Below are 14,839 nucleotides of genomic sequence, written 5' to 3'. Positions count from 1 at the left end.
GTCAATATGCCCACCATCGTTAACCATCACGCGATCGAGGACGGCGACGCACGCCCGGAGCTCAGTTCCCGGGCCATCGCGGCGATCACCCTGGGATCGGCGCTCGAGTTCTTCGAGTTCTCGGTTTTCAGTTTCTTTGCGACATTGATAGGTCGTCAGTATTTCCCGGCTCAGAGCGCGACAGGTCAGCTGCTACTGGCGCTGGCGACGTTTGGTCTGGGGTTTGTCATGCGTCCCCTTGGGGGGCTGATCATCGGCTCGTACGCAGACCGCGCGGGTCGCAAGCCGGCGATGTTGTTGACCTTGAGTCTGATGGCGGTGGGCTCTGCCGCGCTGGCGCTGACGCCCACCTATGCGCAGATAGGCATCGCTGCACCGATCACGATCGTGGCGGCTCGTCTGATACAGGGCTTTGCCATCGGAGGCGAGGTGGGCGCCTCGACCGCGATGCTGATGGAGTATGCCGACGATCACAATCGCGGTTTCTATGGCAGCTGGCAGTTCTTCAGTCAGGGATTGAGCTTTCTGATGGGCTCGGTCATTAGCCTCGCTTTGAGCGCGAGTCTGAGCACCGATGCGCTGGAAAGCTGGGGCTGGCGGGTGCCTTTTTTCGTCGGCTTGCTGGTGTTGCCCGTGGGCGTGTACATCCGTCGCCATCTCCGCGAAACCGCTGCACATACGCGTTCAAAAGCATCGGCGACGCCGGTACTCCGCCAGATATTCACTCACCATCGTCGGGCGTTGGTGGCTGGCGTGCTAATGGCGATCGGCGGGACCGCTACAAGCTATATCGTCCTGGACTATATGACCAACTACACCGTTGCCGTGCTGCACCTGCCCATGCAAGCGGGTATCGGCGCCTCGTGTCTGGGGGCATTGGTGCAAATTTTTCTGTCTCTGTGGGCGGGCAAGCTGAGCGACCGTATAGGACGACGTCGTACGGTTCTGTTGGGCAGTCTTCCGATGCTGTGTCTTATCTATCCCGCTTTTGTCTTGATGTCCCACTACCCGACACTCACCACGCTGATGATGGTCTCGATCAGCACAACATTTTTGATGGTGATGATCACGGTGCCGTCGGTGGTCATGCTGACGGAGTTGTTTCCTCGCGCTATCCGGGCGACGGGGTTGTCACTGGTCTACTGTCTCGGCGTATCGATCTTCGGCGGTTTCGCGCAATTTTTCGCCACCGGGCTGATCAGCGTCACGGGTGACGTACATGCTCCTGCGTTTTACGTGATGCTTTGCCTGTGCGCGACCCTCATCGGTGTGACCATGGTCAAGGAGACTGCCGGCAAACGCCTCGACTGAATGAAGGGGGACAATCGGGCGCTTCTCCGTGCTGCGAGTGATCGTCGAATGGCTCTGAGAATTCCTGTTAAAAAACACCCGCTATGATGTAAAAAAACGCGGATGTAACTGGCCTGGCGTAACGCCTGGCCAGCATGTCACGTAAAGCAATGCTCCACGCTCTTCAGCGTTTATCCAAGTGCACTGTCTGTCATTTACTGAGGAAGGCTCATGAACAACGCGATGATTTACGGTTTGGCCTTCACCTTCATTTCCTCAACCTGCTGGGCCGCCGATAAGGTGACTACTGTGCCGGTCAGCTTTGCCAAAGGGGCGAGCAGTGCGCAGCTCAAAGGAACATTCAAAGGCTATGACAGCGTTCAGTACGTCCTCTCAGCGAAGTCAGGCCAGCATCTGACGGTACGGATCACGGGCAGCCATAACGCCAACTACAACGTTTTCGCGCCCGGCGACAAACCGGGCGAAGCCACTGCGCTGGGCACCGGTGGTGTCGGCTCGGACTGGACCGCAGCGTTGCCCGCGTCGGGCAAGTACACGGTGCAGGTGTTTCAGATGCGTGCATCCGCCAGACGTGGCGAGGCTGTGCCTTATACGATCAGCTTCAGCATTGACTGATCGGCTCACCACTACCGAAGAAGATCAAGCCAGACACATTCTGTCGCGATAAGCTATCGTTTCGCCGTTCGGACAGTCAGTCCATTTCTTTATCAGCAAGGCGGGTCGATGCGGTCGTCAGTAATTTGGCAGGGCGTCATTGCGAGTGCACTCGTCACGTGTCTGGCGTTGGGTGTCATGGGCGGTATTGGATGGCTGCTGACGCTTAACAGCACCGAGCGCCAGCTAGAGGAAATGGCGGGTTTATTGTCTCAGCGTGCTCAGTCGACACTGCTTCAAGCGTCTGAGGCGTTGAAGTCGGTGGCGTCCAGCGACCTGCGCCCCTGCAGTCCGGAAAGCATCGACCAGATGCGCTTGGTGGCGGTCAATACGCTCTCAGTGAAATCGGTCGGCTACGTTCATGAGGACATCTTTGTCTGTGGCTCCTAGGGAATGATCGGTAAGAAAATCGATCCATGGCCTGCGGACTTTACGACGGAAGATGGCATAAAAATCTCGATGGGCGTGTCGCCCCTGCTCGAGTCAGCCAAGCCATTGATGGCGCTGGAATATGCCGCCTTTAACGTGCTTGTGGACTCGGAGCAACTGCTCGATGTGCTGTTCGATCATCGGGTCAGGTTGGCCGTATCAACCATCAATGGTGATCTGGTCCGTGCCAGCAATCAGGGCACTGAATCCATCGTGGCGCTGGCGCATCCGGGCCCGACCAGCGGGCTCAGGGACGGGTACCTCTACACGTCGGTTCGCCAGGGTTCCTGGATCGCGGTCGCTGCGATACCCCGTTCCGAGCTATTGCGCATCCTGTTAAGGCACGCGCTGTACATGCTTGCGCCCGGGGCCTTGCTGGCAGCATTCCCGATACTTGGCATAGTCCGGATATCAAAGCGACGTCTTTCACCGCTGGCCGAACTCGAGCGCGCGGTCAAAAATCAGGAATTCGTTGTGCATTATCAGCCGATCATTGAGCTGGAACACGGTCGATGCGTAGGAGCAGAGGCGCTGGTCCGGTGGATAAAGCCCGGTCAAGGGACAGTACCCCCCGATACTTTCATCCCGTTGGCAGAACAGAGCGGATTGATCCTGGCCATTACCGATCAGGTCATGACCCAAGTGATGCACGATCTGGGCACGCTGCTGGTGAATGACCGCTCACTGCATGTCGCCATTAATTTCTGCGCAGCCGACGTCAGCAGTGGTCGTTTCATTGCCGTTCTGGACGAGATGAGGGAGCGGGCTGGCGTCCTTCCATCACAGATCTGGTTAGAGGCTACCGAGACCGGGTTCATGGATTTGCAACCGGCCAAGGAAACGTTGAGCAAGGTCCGGGCGCTGGGTTACGTCACCGCGCTGGATGACTTCGGAACGGGGTATTCCAGCTTGCAATACCTGCAACAGCTGTCGCTGGATATCCTGAAAATCGACAAGTCTTTTGTCGAGAGCATTTCCCAACGACAGACCTCACCGGTGCTGATCGACCATTTGATCGACATGGCGAATACACTGGGTTTGGCCATTGTGGCTGAAGGCGTGGAAACAGCAGACCAATTGGCCTACTTACGTTCCCGCCAGGTTCGTTATGCTCAAGGCTGGTTCTTCGCCAAAGCCATGCCGGCCCAAGCGTTCATTTCATATCTGAGTGATCAGCCGCAGCCAACACCTTTTCCATGATGACCGTGCGCTCGGCGCCCTGAACCTCATCTCGGCGTTTCACGAACCCGAGAGAACGGTAGAAACCTTGGGCAGTGATCGAGGAGGGGACAAGCAACCGTTCGACGCCAGCCTTCGCGGCCACCGACTCGACAGTCGCCATCAAACCACGGCCTATGCCCCGTCCCTGATACGCCGGGTGGACGAACACGCTTCGCACCGCATTTTGATCAAGACTCCCCGTCGCGACGATACGACTGTCGAGGGTGGCGACATACACCTGACGCACGGTCAGAAAGCGCAGGATGCGTTCGGGTGAAAAACTCTGCACGACCTGATCAATGACTTCGGCTGAATAATCCCGGGCATTGGACTCACGCAGCGCGGCCTCGACGATCTCGCTGATTGCGGGAGCGTCCGTGGATGTTGCCTTTCGGATCACGTAATCCATTGGAAGGTTTCCAGTGTATTGGCAGCTGTACGTCAGTGTCGGGGGCTGATCATCGCTCTACGCGGATGGAGGTCGGTTAAGGAGTCTGTCCTTTGAGCAGGCGTCATGTGACTGAGTATGGCTACGCCGGCGCTAAAAAACGAAATTGCATCCCCTAATCGAGAATCGGTAAACCCACCGGAACTGTCCCTGTCAGCCAGGGTCAAGGTCTGTGCGCGGACGCCGATACCCGTGTTCGCACATGACCGATCCATTTACACCGTCATCAGATCGACACCTTCCAGGGTCAAGATGGTGAAAGCGTCGTAAAACCCCAATCGGATTTCCTAACGACGTGATGTCACTGCCAACGGGATGACCTATGGTTGCCACGCAAGCCAGTACGGCCAAACACAAGGGCTTGAAGCGCCGCGCCACGGTGATCTACCGCCGGGATGGGGAGATACTGTTCGTCCGCAAGCGTCGTTCAAAGTGGAATTTGCCCGGCGGACGCGTTGAGCGAGGGGAGACCCCGCTGCAGGCGGCGAAGCGAGAGATGGCAGAGGAAACGGGCCTCAGTTTTGATCGGCTGGCCTATGTTTCCCAGTACAGGCAAGACAACGTGGTGCACTTCCTGTTCGAGGCCCGGCGGACGTCGTCCAAGAAACCTCGCCCCCTGAATGAAATTGACGATTGCCGTTGGATTAGCCGTAAGGACATGGGCAAACGCAATGTGCGGGAGCCGATTCGTGACCTGCTTAAACGGTGCGCATCGGACCTGTAACAGACCCGTGCGCAATGCCTTTCTGGCTGTTATCCCACTTTTGAAAGCAGACTATGACGGCGCCGTTCGCGCCTTCAAACGAAGCACATAACCGGTCGTCCTTTTTTACGGCTGGACGCGCCAGCAGTGCTAGTCTGCAACCCGCTTAAACTCACCGTCGTTGAACGTTCAGGTTGTCTTCGGTGGCTAACTCTAAACTGAGGGAGGCCTGCACCCATGGTCATCACGATCGAAAAAGCGTTCTGCGGTTCCGACTGGCTGGTGAAGCTGAATGATTATCCGGTGAGCTTCCGTAACATGGCAGAAGCCGTGGCGTTTGCAGACCGGCTGAAAGCCAGGATCGAGGCGCCGCATGTGATCCCTGTCTACTGACCACCCCACTCATCGATCGCCGAGTGGAGTCGGCCGGTTTGCCTGGACGCATGCGTATGGTCGATGCGCTTATCGCGCTTGGAAACTCCAGAAAGGATAACAACATGGATGTTGAACTGGCTCATGGCATTGAGGCCGCAGAAAGCGAGTATTTACGTTCGCGCGTTGAGCGACTGTTAGCGGTCAGCGGAAATCCTTATGGCGCACGTGTTTTTTCCAACGCAGGCTTTCCGTGCTTCCAGGTGAACGCATCGCCCAGCCCGATGCTCAACCGCATCTACGGTGACATCGCGAATGAACCGCAGGCCGTATTGAAGTTGCTGAATGAGTCAGCGGCGCATTCGACCGTGACCCCTCTTATCGGAACACCGTCGGCACTGAAGCCGAGCGCTTTTGTGGGCGAATCAACGCTTGAGCGTTTGAGGGGATGGACTCACTTGCAATTGGTTTGCGCCATTGAAAACGCAGTCTTGAGTGAGCACTCCTTCGAAATTGAGGAAGTCACCTCGCAGACCCAGGCTCTGTTTGCAGATGTGCACGCTGGTGGCTTTCATACCAGGCCAGAGCATCGGTTGCTGAATCAGGCCTCCTTTACAGGGCAGACGCCTGACGCACGTCTGAAACTCTACCTACTGAAAGCGGGCGGGGCCGTGGTCGCAGGGGCTTCGGTCTACCTGGCCAGTAATGGCATTGCTTACCTTGGGACGGCTGCAACCCGAAAGGATGCCCGAGGCAGCGGCTACCACGGAGCGCTGATTTCTCATCGAATAAAGCAAGCACGGCAGCACGGCTGCCACTGGGTTGCTGCGACCGCGCTGCCTGGCTCCCAAAGCCGGCGAAACCTGGAGCGTGCCGGGTTGACGGTGTGCCATGCTCAGGCGCTGTACCGACTGGCAGACCGCTGAGAAAAGCGGTTGAGATGTCCGGTCACCTGTTCAACCAGTCTTTGCTTCCCCGAGCCCATCCCGCTAAAGTCGGCGTTCGGGCGTTTGCTGCGCCTGCGGTCCGCGCGAAGGGGTTGCCCAGGCATGCGTTTTCATCTTTCCATTCCAGCTCCCGGCTTGTCGGCGGACCGAGCCCTGTAAGGAGTTGGCATGCCCGCCATAAACGCTTCACGCCGTCACGGTCTTCTTGACCTACCCTCGCTGCGCAAGCGCGCCAAGCGTCTTTTGAAAGCACTGAACAACGCCGAAGCTGACGATGTCCGTGCGCAGTTGATCGCGATCGGTTTGTCGGGGCCTGACTATCAACTTGCCGACACGCAGTGGCTGGTGGCGCGTGAGGCGGGTTTTCCCAGTTGGCCAAAGCTGATTGCCCATGCCGACAGTATTGCGTTCGCCGCGCGCCATCCGGATTTCACTGCTACAGGCGAGGCGACGGTCCAGCATTGGCGCTGCGGTAACGATATCGAGCACAGCCTGCGGATAGCAGGTTTTTCAGGCTCGTTTCATATGTTTGATGATCCGATGGTCATGGGCCCGGTTCCCGCGTTGCCTGACGATGAGTACTGGTCAGTGCGGGCGGCTTACGTAGCGCAGGCATTTGGTTTGCCGGCACGCGATGTCCAACAGCGTCAGGCCACACAGCGCAAGGCATTAGGGCAACTGGGTGCTGACAGCGAGCTCGTGCTGTGGTGCGAAGCCGATGCGTACGATCAGCTGTTTCTGGTTCGGATTCTCGCGAGTTTGCCCGCCTTGCCGCGCAGGCTTGAATTGATCGAGATTGATCGGGTTCCAGGCGTTGAGCGATTCATCGGGATCGGGCAACTGGCCCCGGATCTGCTTGCCTGGCTCTGGCCGCAGCGGCGTTCGTTAGGCGCAGACGCTCTGGTATTAGCGCGTGAAGCATGGACGGCCTACACCTGCGCAAACCCTGGCGACTGGGCGCGGCTCGCCGCCCAGGTGCACCCGGCGTTGCCGTTGCTCGGGCCTGCTCTGGCGAGGCAACTGCAAGAGCTTCCGGGGGCGGGCGATGGGTTGAGTCTGACCCAGCGCTTGATATTGCGCGTGTTGACAGACCACGGCGAGCTGCCCTCAGGAAAAGTCTTCGGCCACCTCAGCCTGAGCTATGAGCCTCTGCCTTATCTGGGTGATTTGATGTTCCATGCGCTGCTGCGACCGATGATCGATTCGCCGCAGCCTTTGGTGCATGAGCAGCCGGAGGGCGAGTGGCAGAAACGCGCTATTCGCGTCACGGCTCTCGGTGAGCGCGTTTTGCTGGGACGCACGAACTGGCTGGACTGCGCGCCAGCAGAGCGCTGGGTGGGCGGGGTTCACATCGTCGCCGATCAACAGCCGTGGGTCGTGAGTGATCAAGGGCAGGTATGGCGCCGTTGAGTGGACCGGGATAGGGGAGCAATGCCTGCCTGGGATGAGCGCTGGTACCCGTACGGGAAGAAAGTGTTTGAGAGGCGCTATCGTTGCCCGAGTGTGCAAGGCGGCATCCCTTGACGGTGAATTCAATGAGCAATCAACAAGACCGGCGAAGCCTGCCGAACTCGCCGGTACAATTGCCTGTCACTGACCACCCGGAGCCTGCGCCTTTAATGTCGTTGTTCAATCGTTTGACTGCATTTTCAACCCAGAGCGGCAGGGCGGTCGGTCTTGTCTGGGCGACTTCCCGCCCCTTGTTCAGCGGCTTGATCGTGGCAACGCTGGTCGCCGGCCTATTGCCCGCGCTCGCCGCCTGGATCGGCCAGCGGATCGTCGATGCGGTGGTTCAGGCGATGCAGATCCATGGCAATGGCAGCCAGGCGCCGGTATGGCCTGTCCTGCGTTACGTGTTGGCCGAGGGGGGCGTATTGGCGTTGCTGGCCGCGGCGCAACGGGCGCTTTCAATGCAACAAGCGCTACTGCGGGTGCAGTTGGGGCAGAAGGTCAACCTGATGATCCTGGAAAAGGCCCAGACCTTTTCGCTGCTGCAGTTCGAGGACTCGGCCTTTTACGACAAGTTGGTGCGCGTGCGCCGCGATGCGTCGACCCGGCCACTGGGCCTCGTCACAAAAGGCCTGGGGCTCACGCAAAACCTTATCTCGCTGGTCAGCTTTGCGGTGCTGCTGGTGCATTTTTCCCCGTGGGCGCTGCTGATCCTGGTGCTCGGCGCGCTGCCGGTGTTTTTCGCCGAGACGCATTTTTCGGGTAATGCCTTCCGCCTGTTTCAGCGTCGCGCCCCGGAAACTCGCCATCAAAATTACCTGGAATCATTGCTGTCCCATGAGGCGCATACCAAGGAGGTGAAGCTTTTCGGCATGGCGCCGTTGTTGCTGCAACGCTATCGCGACAATTTCATGCGCTTGTACGCCGAAGACCGCCGGCTCACCGTGCGACGCGACGCCTGGGGCTTTGCCCTCGGGCTACTGGGCACTGCCGCGTTCTACGTGGCCTACGCCTGGGTGGTGTTGGACACCGGGCGCGGCCAGACCACACTGGGGCAGATGACGATGTACCTGGTGCTGTTCAAGCAAGGCCAAGTCGCCATCACTGCCAGCCTCAGCGCGATTGCCGGTTTGTACGAGGACGGCCTGTACCTGTCTGACCTCTACGAATACCTTGAGGTGCCGGTGGCACCGATACGCGGTACGCTGAAGGCCGGTGCACGCCCAGGTGACGGCCTGCGCTGCGAGCGCGTGGGCTTCCGCTACCCGGGTGCCGAGCACCCCACGCTCAGCGACATCAGCCTGCACCTGACGCCGGGCATGAGCTTGGCCCTGGTGGGCGAAAACGGCTCGGGTAAAACCACACTGATCAAACTGCTTACCCGACTCTATACGCCCGACGAGGGCCGAATCCTGCTGGACGGCAGCGATTTGCAGGACTGGGACGAACAGGCCTTGCACCAGCGCATCGGGGTGATCTTTCAGGACTACATCCGTTACCAGATGACGGTCGGCGAAAACCTTGGGGTGGGGGACGTCGACGCTTTCGATGACCAGGAACGTTGGCGGGATGCGGCCACTCAAGGGATCGCCGCCGACTTCATCGAGCGCTTGAGCAACGGCTACCACACGCAGTTGGGCCGCTGGTTCGTTGGTGGGCAGGAACTGTCCGGTGGGCAATGGCAAAAGGTGGCGCTGTCACGGGCCTACATGCGCCGTGAGGCCGATCTGCTGATTCTGGACGAACCGACCGCGGCCCTCGACGCTGGGGCCGAGGCTGCCGTATTCGAGCACTTCCGCGAGTACGCCGAGGGGCGCATGACGCTGCTGATTTCTCACCGATTCTCCAGCGTGCGCAACGCTGATCACATCATCGTGCTGGATCAGGGCCGGATCCTGGAACAAGGAACCCACGTGCAACTGATGGCGGGCGGCGGGCGCTATGCCAGCCTGTTCAACATCCAGGCGCGTGGGTATCGGTAACCGCCCCGGCTACCCACTGACGAGGCAACACTCGTTTAGTCATCCAGGTAGTCATGGTTGAACAAACCGGCGGCCTGCAGGCCGATCAACGGGTGGCCGGGATTGCAGATCAGATCGTGCCAACCTCAACTCTTCAGGTACGTCGATCCGCTCTTTTTTCTCTGTCCCGTTTCCCTGCTCACTCAAGGTTTCAATAGAAGGCCGGCCACAAGGTGGCGCATTCCTTCGGTGTTATGATTTGAACGTGCATTTCCTGCCAAGAGACTGTCCATGGATCGCTTGTCTACTTTGTTATCGCAGTTCGGTGTGCGCGCAAACCTGTTTTACAGTGGCAAGCTGTGCGGTTTGTCGACTTATGACGGTGCAGAAGGACGTGGTTATATCCATTTGCTACAGGCCGGCAGCGTTACATTGCTGGGACCTGATCGTAAGGACTTGCTGCTGATCCGGCCCAGCCTGATTTTTATGCCGCGTCCAAGTCGGCATCAACTGTTTGCCGGTGAGTCCGAAGGCGCTCAGTTGTTGTGTGCAACGATGGAGTTTGAGGGAGGGGTCGACAATCCGGTGTCGGCTTCATTACCCGATTGTCTGGTGCTGTCGCTGGATGAACTACCCATGCTGGCCGATACGCTGAAATGGATGTTCCGCGAGGCGGCGGACTCGCACTGTGGCAGGGAGGCAGCCCTTGAACGGTTGTTCGAGTTGCTGGTCATCCTGTTGTTTCGACATCTGCTCGATCACCACCAGTTGCATACCGGGGTCATGGCGGGTCTGGCCGATCCGAGGTTGTCACGCTCTCTTTTGCAGATTCACAACTCACCTCATCTGGCGTGGTCAATTGCGGGACTGGCGAGCGAATCGAACATGTCGCGCGCGGCCTACGCAGTGCACTTTCGGGCGGTCATCGGGCAAACGCCCGCCGATTATCTGTTGAGTTGGCGTATCAGCCTGGCGCAGAAGCGTCTTCGTGAAGGCCGATCGATTACTCTCATTGCCTCCGAAGTGGGTTATGAAAGTCCCTCGGCACTTGCCCGCGCGTTTCGACGCAAGACTGGCTACAGTCCTCGGGACTGGATGAAGGACGTGGCAGGCGGAGAAGAGGGGGCAATGACCTGAAAGCGTTGAATCGCTTCAGGCCATTGCAGTGGCAAATCATCGGCTCATCGGCGTTCCAGGGCCATCAGCGAATGGCCGGCCACAAAGATCGAGGCGGCAAGCAGCCCGATATCTTTCAGTAAAAACTGGCCTGGAGCGACGGAAATAGCGGGAAAACCGAGGCCGGGCTCGATGACGCCGGGTGTCGAGAACATGAAGCTCAAGGTGGTGAAAAACAGTCCGGCAGACAGCACGCCACCTATCAAAGAAAGCTTCGGTGACAGCAAGCGACCAGCAATGAGTGTTCCGATCGATACTTCCAGCACACCGAGCAGGCTGGAGAAGGTATCGACGCTGAAAATATTATAAACCCAGCCCAGAAATGGACTGTTGCTCACCAGCGGAACAAGCCCGGCTGCTTCGTAGTGCGTGAACTTCATTCCGCCGAACCAGAAGTAAATGACGGCGAGCGCAAAATAGGCCCCATAGATGCCAAGCGCCATGATTTTGAACCCGAGCGTAGAAGGGGTCTGTGCGGTGTTGGTTTCGTCGTTTTCGAGTCTTAAGGTTTTCATGATCAATGCTTCCAAGAGTGTGATGAGGAACGCTGATTAACGACCCTGCGCCGTGCGCAGTGGGAGTGGAAACAGTGTTGCCTTTGTGTGCACGCTCGTGGCGTTTGAACGTATTGCGTTCGGTGCAGATCGTCTTGACTCATCCAGATTGAAAACAATCGCCGTGTTGTAACGCGTCATCATTAAAACGGACTTGGCACGTTGAAAGCATGGCGGCATGCATCAATCGCCACCTGAGAGGACTATGGACTTGTTGCACATCCTCCCGGCGGCCAGCCGCCCCTTGAGTCAATACGCCGCTAAATCTCTTCTCTACTTCAGGGCCCGTTCAAGGTGTTCAAGAAGTACGCGCACGCGGTTGGGTACGTACTGACGAGTGGGAAGCACTGCCGCGATGGACAGTTGCTCAGGCACGACATCCTCCAGCTCGACGAGAGCCAGACTGCCATCCGCGAGCTCGTTGCGTACGTCCCAGTAAGTCAGCATGGCCAGGCCTAGTCCCAATTTGCTGGCCGCTCTGACGGACTCGACACTGTTGGCCGAGAACGATGCCTCAGCACGGATGGATACCGCCTTTCCCTGATGGACAAATGGCCAATAAGGCATGCCATGCAAGCCAATGCATTGATGATTCTTGAGGTCTTCAAGGTGGGTAGGCGTACCCTGCCTGGCGAGATAATCAGGACTTGCGCAGACGACGCGTGGGTTCGGAGCAAGCGCGCGGGCTACCAGCCCTGAATCGCTCAGCGTCGCGATGCGGATAGCGACGTCGATACCCAGGCCCACGATGTCGACGATGCGATCAGACAGTGTCAGGTCAACCTGCAGTGCCGGGTTTTCTGCGAGCAGCCGGGGAATCACCGGCATGATCAGTTCCTGGCCAAACACAGTGGGGGCGGTGACTCTCAGTAAACCACTGGCCGTTCCGGCATTGGCTTTCAATGTGGCGCGCGCGGCCTCGTCAGCCTCCAGCATGCTTCTGGCGAACGGTAACAGCACTTCTCCCTCGGGCGTGAGGGACGCAGAGCGGGTTGTTCTTTGGACAAGCCGCACCCCTAACTCTTTTTCCAGAGAGGCAAGCCGTCGGGACACTGTCATGGCTGACAGCCCAAGTCGTCGCGCGGCCCCTGAAAGGCTGCTGGCGGTTGCCACGGCAGCGAACACTTCAACATCCGGAATCTGCATCGATTATATCTCTTTGCGTTACGCCGCCTTATCTCCCTGGTCGGCTTCTGCCTTCACCTGATTGGGGATATCGTCTACAACCATAAGGCCTTGGAAATGAATCTCTGGCCAACGAAGGCTCAATCAAATGAACACGTCCAGCAAGAAGATTCTAGCCACATTCGATATTGGCGATCTGAAATTAAAGAACCGGCTCGCTGTTTCCCCCATGACCCGCGTCAGCGCAACTGAACAGGGCAGCGCCTCGGAGAAGATGGGTCAATACTACGAACGCTTTGCCAAGGGCGGTTTTGGGCTGGTGATTACTGAAGGGATTTACACCGATCAAAAATTCGCCCAAGGCTATCCGTTTCAACCCGGGATCACGGATGCTGAACAAGCCCTGGCCTGGCGAGCCGTTACCCGGCGGGTACACGATCATCAAGGCGTCATGTTCGCGCAACTGATGCACGCAGGCGCTTTGAATCAGGGAAACCGTTTCCTGGGTGAAACGGCCGGCCCTTCCGCTGTACGCCCTAAAGGGGAGCAGATGAAGTTCTACTATGGCGAGGGCCAATACGCCATACCCAGGGTCATGACGGATGAAGACATCGCCGATGCAATTGAAGGGTTTGCCAATGCCGCAAAATTGGCAGTCGGGAGCGCAGGGTTCGATGGCGTGGAAATTCATGGCGCCAACGGTTATTTGCTCGACCAGTTCCTCACCGACTACACAAACCAGAGAACTGACCGCTGGGGGGAAGCGTAGGGAATCGAATCGCCCTGACCCTGGAAGTCATCAAAGCCGTAAAGGCTGTCGTTGGGGGCGCTCCCGTTGGTGTTCGAATCTCGCAGGGCAAGGTCAACGATTACGCACACAAATGGGCTGAAGGCGAAGCCGCCGCTGAGACCATTTTTGGATCTCTGAAAGACGCAGGTATCCATTACATTCACGTCACAGAACACAAAGCCTGGACGCCCGCATTCAGCGAGAGCGGGCCCAGCCTGGTCAGCTTGGCGCGTCGTCATGCTCCTGGGGTCGCTATCGTCGCAAATGGCGGTCTGGACAACCCTCAGCATGCTGAACAGGTTCTCAACGACGGCGCTGACATCGTCGCACTGGGTAAAGGAGCGCTGGCTAATCCTGATTACCCGACCCGGCTGGTGATGAATCAGCCTTTGAAGGCGTTTGACTTCTCACTGCTAGGGCCTATCGCGAACATCAAGGACAGTGAGCTGGTTTAAAGTTATCAGGGCGTTGAAGAACGCCCCAACAAAAGCAGTGACCTGATTGGCAAACTCGGGTATCGATGGCCAGGCCAGGCCAGGCCTGGCTGGGCTTAGCCCCTGACGCTCGAACACCGCGTATGCAGGAGGGTTCAGGCGGTTTTTGCGACCAAGGTTTGCGCAGCCAATTGCTCCACCCGAATCATCGGCTTCCTGGTCATGCTCAGGATCACAACGGCGCCAGTGACGAGCAATCCACCTGCAATGGCAAACGCCCAGTTATAGCTCCCTGTTGCAGTGATGACGTACCCCGTCACAATCGGCGCCAACATCCCAAATATGTTCCCGCCGACCACGACGAACGCCATGGCGCGGCCTACGTCTCCCGAGCTTGGAAGCAGGTCGTTGAGCAGAGAGAAGTTGAGCGACGTAGTCGATGCGATACCTGCCAGGGTCAGCGAGAAAATCAGCACCAGCACTGCGATATCGTCAGCGAAGGGAATCAGCAGGATGCAGCTTGCAACCAGCATGGTCAGCGCGATGACGTTGCGACGTTTACCCGAGGCAGCACCACTGCCGTTCTTCAGGTACTGGTCGCTCAACTTGCCGATTACAATGCACAACACCACAGCGGCGGCGTACGGAATGGCTGTGAACAGACCGCTCTTGGCAATGGTCAGGTGCCGTACTTCCTGCAGGTAGCTTGGCAACCAGGTAAGGAATAAGTACTGGGTGTAGACGTTGCAGCCTTGAGCGATGGCCAACCCCCACAGCGTTGGAGTCTTCAGCAGTTTTTTGAGGCCATACGCCGTCGTAGCAGCGCCACCAGCCGAGCTGCTGGTGCGAGTGGCAACGATGTGTTCGCGCTCGTCTTTCGCAAGCCACTTCACCTGCTCAGGCTTGTCGTAGAAGCAATACCACGCCACCAGCCAAATAAACCCAATGGCGCCAGCGATCACGAACGACATACGCCAGCCGAATGCTGCAACCAGGGCAGCGAGCACCACTGAGCAGATCGCTGGGCCAGCGTATGAGCCACTGTTGAAAATGGCAGTGACCGTGCCGCGCTCCGTACTCGGAATCCATTCACGGATCACCTTGGCACCCACTGGATTGCTAACCGATTCGCCAGCGCCCATGACCAGCCGTGCGGTCAACAGGCTGGCGAAGCTGGACGCTGCACCCGTAAGTGCCGTCGCCAGAGACCAGATAAAAATACCTAGGCCACCGACACGTTTCACGCCGTACTTGTCGATCAGCAG

General features: G+C 58.1%; 14 protein-coding genes and 1 pseudogene. 11 read left to right on the top strand and 4 right to left on the bottom strand.

From position 1 onward, the window contains the following. The first annotated feature begins 6 nt into the window (after window positions 1-6). The 4 genes from AB4N84_RS00275 to AB4N84_RS00260 all read left to right on the top strand — a co-directional run bounded on the left by AB4N84_RS00275 (window position 7) and on the right by AB4N84_RS00260 (window position 3,594). Window positions 7-1,311: an MFS transporter gene (locus AB4N84_RS00275; protein WP_460044743.1), complete on the top strand. Its 1,305-nt coding sequence runs from the start codon at window positions 7-9 to the stop codon at window positions 1,309-1,311. 210 nt (window positions 1,312-1,521) lie between these two features. After that, a complete protein-coding gene (locus AB4N84_RS00270; RefSeq protein ID WP_074754094.1) occupies window positions 1,522-1,926 on the top strand; it encodes a g-type lysozyme inhibitor in 405 nt (134 codons plus the stop codon). Window positions 1,927-2,034: 108 nt separating this feature from the next. Further along, window positions 2,035-2,355: a CSS-motif domain-containing protein gene (locus tag AB4N84_RS00265; RefSeq protein WP_460044741.1), complete on the top strand. Its 321-nt coding sequence runs from the start codon at window positions 2,035-2,037 to the stop codon at window positions 2,353-2,355. Between the two features lie 3 nt (window positions 2,356-2,358). Beyond that, window positions 2,359-3,594, top strand: coding sequence for an EAL domain-containing protein (locus AB4N84_RS00260; protein ID WP_460044740.1), 1,236 nt, complete (start codon window positions 2,359-2,361; stop codon window positions 3,592-3,594). Here the strand turns inward: AB4N84_RS00260 and AB4N84_RS00255 are convergent. Continuing rightward, the gene (locus AB4N84_RS00255) at window positions 3,548-4,024 is read right to left on the bottom strand and encodes a GNAT family N-acetyltransferase (RefSeq protein WP_460044738.1); all 477 of its coding nucleotides are present in this window, start codon (window positions 4,022-4,024) and stop codon (window positions 3,548-3,550) included. The two genes, AB4N84_RS00260 and AB4N84_RS00255, sit on opposite strands and share 47 nt — an antisense overlap. A 361-nt stretch (window positions 4,025-4,385) precedes the next feature. Between AB4N84_RS00255 and AB4N84_RS00250 the strand changes: the two genes are divergently transcribed. The 6 genes from AB4N84_RS00250 (at window position 4,386) to AB4N84_RS00225 (ending at window position 10,632) form a co-directional block, all read left to right on the top strand. Then, complete coding sequence (locus AB4N84_RS00250; protein WP_074754080.1) at window positions 4,386-4,787, top strand: NUDIX hydrolase; 402 nt, start codon at window positions 4,386-4,388, stop codon at window positions 4,785-4,787. A 216-nt stretch (window positions 4,788-5,003) separates the two neighbouring features. After that, entirely contained in the window at window positions 5,004-5,159 is a 156-nt protein-coding gene (locus AB4N84_RS00245) for a hypothetical protein (RefSeq protein ID WP_167362080.1), read from the top strand. Window positions 5,160-5,263: 104 nt separating this feature from the next. Further along, window positions 5,264-6,064, top strand: coding sequence for a GNAT family N-acetyltransferase (locus AB4N84_RS00240; RefSeq protein WP_460047188.1), 801 nt, complete (start codon window positions 5,264-5,266; stop codon window positions 6,062-6,064). A gap of 189 nt (window positions 6,065-6,253) precedes the next feature. Next, window positions 6,254-7,495 carry a DUF1835 domain-containing protein gene (locus AB4N84_RS00235; RefSeq protein WP_460044736.1) on the top strand — a complete coding sequence of 414 codons (1,242 nt, stop codon included), beginning with the start codon at window positions 6,254-6,256 and terminating at the stop codon, window positions 7,493-7,495. Between the two features lie 209 nt (window positions 7,496-7,704). Further along, window positions 7,705-9,516 (top strand): ABC transporter ATP-binding protein, encoded by a 1,812-nt coding sequence (locus tag AB4N84_RS00230; protein ID WP_460047187.1) that lies wholly within the window; start codon window positions 7,705-7,707, stop codon window positions 9,514-9,516. A 270-nt stretch (window positions 9,517-9,786) separates the two neighbouring features. Then, window positions 9,787-10,632 carry an AraC family transcriptional regulator gene (locus AB4N84_RS00225; protein ID WP_074754072.1) on the top strand — a complete coding sequence of 282 codons (846 nt, stop codon included), beginning with the start codon at window positions 9,787-9,789 and terminating at the stop codon, window positions 10,630-10,632. A 44-nt stretch (window positions 10,633-10,676) separates the two neighbouring features. Here the strand turns inward: AB4N84_RS00225 and AB4N84_RS00220 are convergent, their stop codons facing one another. Beyond that, window positions 10,677-11,186 (bottom strand): YkgB family protein, encoded by a 510-nt coding sequence (locus AB4N84_RS00220; RefSeq protein ID WP_074754070.1) that lies wholly within the window; start codon window positions 11,184-11,186, stop codon window positions 10,677-10,679. Between the two features lie 312 nt (window positions 11,187-11,498). Continuing rightward, complete coding sequence (locus AB4N84_RS00215; protein WP_074754068.1) at window positions 11,499-12,371, bottom strand: LysR family transcriptional regulator; 873 nt, start codon at window positions 12,369-12,371, stop codon at window positions 11,499-11,501. Window positions 12,372-12,498: 127 nt separating this feature from the next. Here AB4N84_RS00215 and AB4N84_RS00210 point away from each other — a divergent pair. Beyond that, window positions 12,499-13,595, top strand: a pseudogene (locus tag AB4N84_RS00210) (oxidoreductase). Between the two features lie 134 nt (window positions 13,596-13,729). On the opposite strand, the gene AB4N84_RS00205 reads toward AB4N84_RS00210, so the two are convergent. Further along, entirely contained in the window at window positions 13,730-14,818 is a 1,089-nt protein-coding gene (locus tag AB4N84_RS00205) for an MFS transporter (RefSeq protein WP_460044734.1), read from the bottom strand. Between the last annotated feature and the right edge of the window lie 21 nt (window positions 14,819-14,839).

This window comes from Pseudomonas sp. S2_H01 (assembly GCF_054668305.1).
This window is presented reverse-complemented; position numbering and strand designations above follow the sequence as displayed.